Origin of the sequence: Streptomyces globisporus (genome assembly GCF_003501885.1) — a bacterium.
GTDB lineage: Bacteria > Actinomycetota > Actinomycetes > Streptomycetales > Streptomycetaceae > Streptomyces > Streptomyces globisporus_D.
This window is the reverse complement of sequence record NZ_QWFA01000314.1, coordinates 1-4,321: the sequence shown is the minus strand read 5'-3', so window position 1 is coordinate 4,321 and position 4,321 is coordinate 1. Positions and strand designations below refer to the sequence as shown.

6 protein-coding genes are annotated in these 4,321 nt (G+C 74.3%); 3 read left to right on the top strand and 3 right to left on the bottom strand.

Features of this window, described 5'->3' with window-relative positions; all coding sequences use genetic code 11:
- Positions 1 to 187: 187 nt before the first annotated feature.
- The gene (locus tag D3105_RS32695; protein ID WP_412080996.1) at positions 188 to 1,069 is read left to right on the top strand and encodes a SanA/YdcF family protein; all 882 of its coding nucleotides are present in this window, start codon (positions 188 to 190) and stop codon (positions 1,067 to 1,069) included.
- 10 nt (positions 1,070 to 1,079) lie between these two features.
- On the opposite strand, the gene D3105_RS32690 is transcribed toward D3105_RS32695, so the two are convergent.
- The 3 genes from D3105_RS32690 to D3105_RS32680 form a co-directional block, all read right to left on the bottom strand.
- Positions 1,080 to 1,547: a gamma-glutamylcyclotransferase family protein gene (locus tag D3105_RS32690; protein ID WP_118906455.1), complete on the bottom strand. Its 468-nt coding sequence runs from the start codon at positions 1,545 to 1,547 to the stop codon at positions 1,080 to 1,082.
- 11 nt (positions 1,548 to 1,558) lie between these two features.
- The gene (cutA, locus tag D3105_RS32685) at positions 1,559 to 1,900 is read right to left on the bottom strand and encodes a divalent-cation tolerance protein CutA (protein WP_118906454.1); all 342 of its coding nucleotides are present in this window, start codon (positions 1,898 to 1,900) and stop codon (positions 1,559 to 1,561) included.
- 77 nt (positions 1,901 to 1,977) lie between these two features.
- On the bottom strand, positions 1,978 to 2,619 hold the full coding sequence (locus D3105_RS32680; protein WP_118906453.1) for an NADPH-dependent FMN reductase: 642 nt from the start codon (positions 2,617 to 2,619) through the stop codon (positions 1,978 to 1,980).
- 283 nt (positions 2,620 to 2,902) lie between these two features.
- On the opposite strand from D3105_RS32680, the gene D3105_RS32675 reads away from it, so the two are divergent.
- Together D3105_RS32675 and D3105_RS32670 are read left to right on the top strand one after the other, a co-directional pair.
- Positions 2,903 to 3,706, top strand: coding sequence for an aminotransferase class IV family protein (locus tag D3105_RS32675; protein WP_118906452.1), 804 nt, complete (start codon positions 2,903 to 2,905; stop codon positions 3,704 to 3,706).
- A 60-nt stretch (positions 3,707 to 3,766) separates the two neighbouring features.
- Positions 3,767 to 4,228 carry a DUF5990 family protein gene (locus D3105_RS32670; protein WP_118906451.1) on the top strand — a complete coding sequence of 154 codons (462 nt, stop codon included), beginning with the start codon at positions 3,767 to 3,769 and terminating at the stop codon, positions 4,226 to 4,228.
- Positions 4,229 to 4,321: the final 93 nt, after the last annotated feature.

Here is a 4,321-nt window from a genome sequence, read left to right as displayed (position 1 = left end):
GGGCCGGGGCGGGCGGTGCGGGGCGGTGTCGGGCGCGGGTCCGGCGCGGGCGAGCGCGGGGTCTGTGCGGGTGTCGGGTGCCACAGGGCGGGGCGGCGGGCGAACCTTTGCGGCGCGCCGGTCGTCAGGTGAGGTGGGGGCGCGGTGCGCGCACGGCGCGGCCGACGGACGGTCGACGCGGGGACGAGTGGGGGTTGCGGTGCGTGGGAAGAGCGGGGAGGGACGGAAGCGGTTCGGGCGGTCCGGGCGGGCGACGGGCTCGCGGCTTCCGCAGGTGGCCGGCCCTCGGCTTCCGGCGGGGCTCGGCCGCCGGCTCAGGGAGCGGCTCGCCGGGCTGCGGCAGCGGTTCACTGCCGTGCGGCTGCCGCAACGGCCCATGCCACGGCTCCGCGAGCGGCTCGCCGGGCTGCGGCTGCCGCGTACCCGGCGGGGGCAACGGCGGCTGGTGCAAGGGCTGATGGTCGCCTGTGTGCTGGCGCTCGTGCCCGCGACCTGGATGCGGCTGGCGGCCGGTGACCGGGTGGGTACGGCGGCCGAGGCCCCGGCCCGGGAGGTCGCCGTGGTGTTCGGGGCCGGGCTGTGGAACGGGCGGCCGACCCCCTATCTCGCGCACCGGCTGGACGCGGCGGCCGAGCTGTACCGCACCGGGAAGGTCAAGGTCGTCCTCGTCACCGGGGACAACAGCCGGGTGGAGTACGACGAGCCGGACGCGATGCGCACGTACCTCACCGGGCGCGGAGTGCCCGACGGGCGGATCGTGAGCGACTACGCCGGATTCGACTCCTGGGACTCCTGCGTCCGGGCCAAGAAGATCTTCGGGGTCGACCGGGCCGTGCTGGTGAGCCAGGGCTTCCACATCCACCGGGCCGTCACGCTGTGCCGGTCCGCCGGGATCGACGCGTACGGCGTCGCGGTCGACGAGCCCCGGGACGCCACCTGGTACTACGGCGGCGCCCGGGAGCTGGCCGCCTCGGGCAAGGCGGCCCTGGACGCCCTGTTCCGGCCCGACCCGCGCTTCCTGGGGCCCGAGGAGCCGGGCGTGGCGGAGGCGCTTGCGCCGAGCGGGTGAAGGACACCCCTCAGCCGCCCGGTGCGCGTCCGGTGATCCACCGCCCCTCGGGGATCAGCACGCCCCCGGTCCGCAGCGAGCGGGTGACGGCGGTCGCGGCGAGGTAGACCCAGGCCCGCACCACGCCCCCGTCGCCGGGCCCCGGCAGCTCGACCTCGCGGACGACGCGTTCGTACAGGTTGCGCGGGTGGCCGGGGCCGAGGAACTCCTCCAGGTGGTCGAGCAGCCCGAGCAGCTCCCCGTACACCCCGGGCGCGGCGACGAGCAGGGTGCCGTGGACGCGGCCGTGGCCCTCGATGGCGTACGGGTAGCCGGGGCCGTCGTAAAGGAGGGCCCGGGGCAGCACGGCCGGGCGCTCCCCCGCCGTACGGCCCCGGAGGAACAGGTCGTGGTTGGGTTCGCCCGGCAGCAGCGTCCCGTACACGAAGAAGGGCAGTTCGGCGTCGGTGGGCCCGCCGCCCGGGTCGGGGGTGGTCATGACCGCCGCCGTCACAGGGCTGCCGGAGGAGCCGTCTCCGCCGTCACCCAGCCGAGGTAGCGGGCGCTGCCCCGGATCACCGGCAGGGCGATGATCTCCGGCGTGTCGTAGTCGTGCTCGCGCTGAAGGAGGTCCTCCAGTTCGTCGTAACGCTCCGCCGTCGTCTTGAAGAGCACCTGCCACTCCTCGCTCGTCTCGATGGCGTTCTGCCACCGGTAGACGGAGGTGACGGGGGCGGAGATCTGCGCGCAGGCCGCCAGCCTGGCCTCCACCGCCGACTGCGCCAGGGCGTGCGCCTTGTCCTCGCTGTCGGTCGTGGTCAGTACGGTCAGCCATGCCGGCGGCGCTGTCATCGTCGGTCTCCTCGGAATGCGGACTCGGCGGGCACCTTGCCCGTGGGCCTTCGATGCGATTGTCGGCCCACCGGGCGTCAGGCGCCGTACGGACGGGACTTTCTGGCGTCGCGCAGGGCGGTGCCCCACCACACCACCTGGTCCAGCAGCACCTTGGCGGCCGCGTCGGCGGGGCCCGGGTCCCGGTGGCGCCCCTCGTCGTCGAAGAGGGCGCCCGCGTTGTGGAAGGACACGGTGTCGCGGACGGTGACGGTGTGCAGCTCGGCGAAGACCTGCCGGAGCTGTTCGACGGCGCGCAGCCCGCCGGAGATGCCGCCGTACGACACGAAGGCGACGGGCTTGGCCTGCCATTCGGCGCTGTGCCAGTCGATGAGGGTCTTCAGCGGTGCGGGGAACGAGTGGTTGTACTCGGGGGTGAGGACGACGAAGGCGTCGGCCGCCGCGAGCCGTTCGGAGACCGCGGCGAGCCGCGCCGCCTCCTCCGGGCCGGGGCTGAAGGTGATCGCGGTGGGCAGGCCGGCCTCGGCGACGTCGATCAGGTCGGTCTCGATGCCGGGGTGCCGGGCCGCGCGGCCCAGGAACCAGTCGGCGATGACGGGGCCGAAGCGGCCGTCCCGGTTGCTGCCGAGGATGACGGCGACCTTGAGGGGGGCCACCTCGGCGGACGAGGCGGACGAGGCGGACGACGTGGATGGCGTGGATGCGGCTGTGGTGTCCATGGCGTCGACCTTTCCGCCTCAACCATGGTTGAGGTCAAGCCCGCACCTATCGACACGCCTAGGGCCTGTCGTCAAACGGCCGTCGTCGCCCGGAGGGCGGCCGCGCGGCCTCTGGTGCGTGCGATCGCAAGGCGCTGGAACGCCCTCATCGCGGAGTGATTCGGGCGTTTCGGCAACGCCGCGAGGGATGGGGCCCCCTGCTCGAGCGAAGCCGAAAGCTGGGGGAAGTGCCAGGCGTCGCGGACCCGGTCATGATCCGCCGGGCACCCCCTACGGTGGCCGCATGACGACGCCGCCGCCCCCGCCCCACATCGAGCTCGACGGCCTCCCGGCCACCGAGGAGACCCTGTGGATCCCCGCCCTGTACGGCTTCGGCCACTTCACCGCCCTTCAGGTGCGGGACGGCCGGGTGCGGGGCCTGGGCCTGCACCTCGCGCGACTGGACGCCGCGAACCGGGAGCTGTTCGCCCTGCCGCTCGACGGTGACCGGGTACGGGAGCTGGTCCGGCACGCCCTGGACGGGGCGGGGCGCCGGGACGCCTCGGTGCGGGTGAACGCCTACCTGCCGCCCGGGGCGACGTGTACGACCCTGATGGTGACGGTCCGGGAGCCCGCCGTCATGCCGTCCGGGGCGCAGAGCCTGATGTCGGTGCCGTACACGCGCACCGCCCCGCACATCAAGCGGCCCGGAGAGTTCGGGCAGACGTACTACGGGGTGCTGGCCGGGCGGGCGGGGTTCGACGACGCGCTGCTGACCGCGCCGGGCGGCGTGGTGACCGAGGGGGCGATCACCAATATCGGCTTCCGGGACGGGACATCGGTGGTGTGGCCCGACGCCCCCGCGCTCACCGGCATCACGATGACCCTGCTCGAACAGGGCCTGGAGCGGGCCGGACGGCCCTCGGTCCGCCGTCCGGTGACGCTGGACGGGCCCGACGGGGTGGGCCGCTTCTCCGCCGCCTTCGTCTGCAACTCGCAGGGCATCGCGCCGGTGCGGCGGATCGACGACACGGTGTTCCCGGTGGACGACGAGCTGATGAAGGAGCTGGGCGCGGTGTACGACAGCGCTCCGGAGGACACCGTGTGAGGCTCCGCGCGCGGGGGTGGGCCGGAGCCGGCAGCCCCGGCCGTGCCGGACCATGGGGGCATGCAGATCCTTATCGAGGCCTCCGCCCTTCCCGGCCGCGCCTGCGGCCCGGACAGCGACTTTCCCGGCTACGAGAACATCCACGTCGGCGTCCAGCGCAAGGACCGGCCGGGCGAGCTGCTCGGCCTGCACCCCGGGGACGCCCCCTCCGCTTCATGGGTGCTCGACTGCGAGGCCACCGTGACGGAGGGCGGGGTCGAGGTGTCGGGGCCCTACATCCAGAACCGGCTGGGCGGGCGGTTCGTCTATCTGTCCTGGGGCACGGTGGACGACGCCGGGACCTTCACCATGTTCCGGCGCGCGAAGCTGATGTTCAGCGACATCGATCCGGACCTCCTCGCCGCCGCGGCGCGCTCCGGGCAGCTCACGGGGCGGCTCGGGCTCACCGACGCCAAGGGGCAGCCGCTGTGTGCCCGGGTGCGTCCGCCGCAGATCGTCTGGAGCGCCACGAGCGGGGCCTGAGCACCCCGGACGGCGGCCGGCCGGAGGCGGATCCGACACCGGCCCCACCGGTCCAGGGGGGAGTGGACCGGTGGGGCCGGGTGCCGTGGGGGG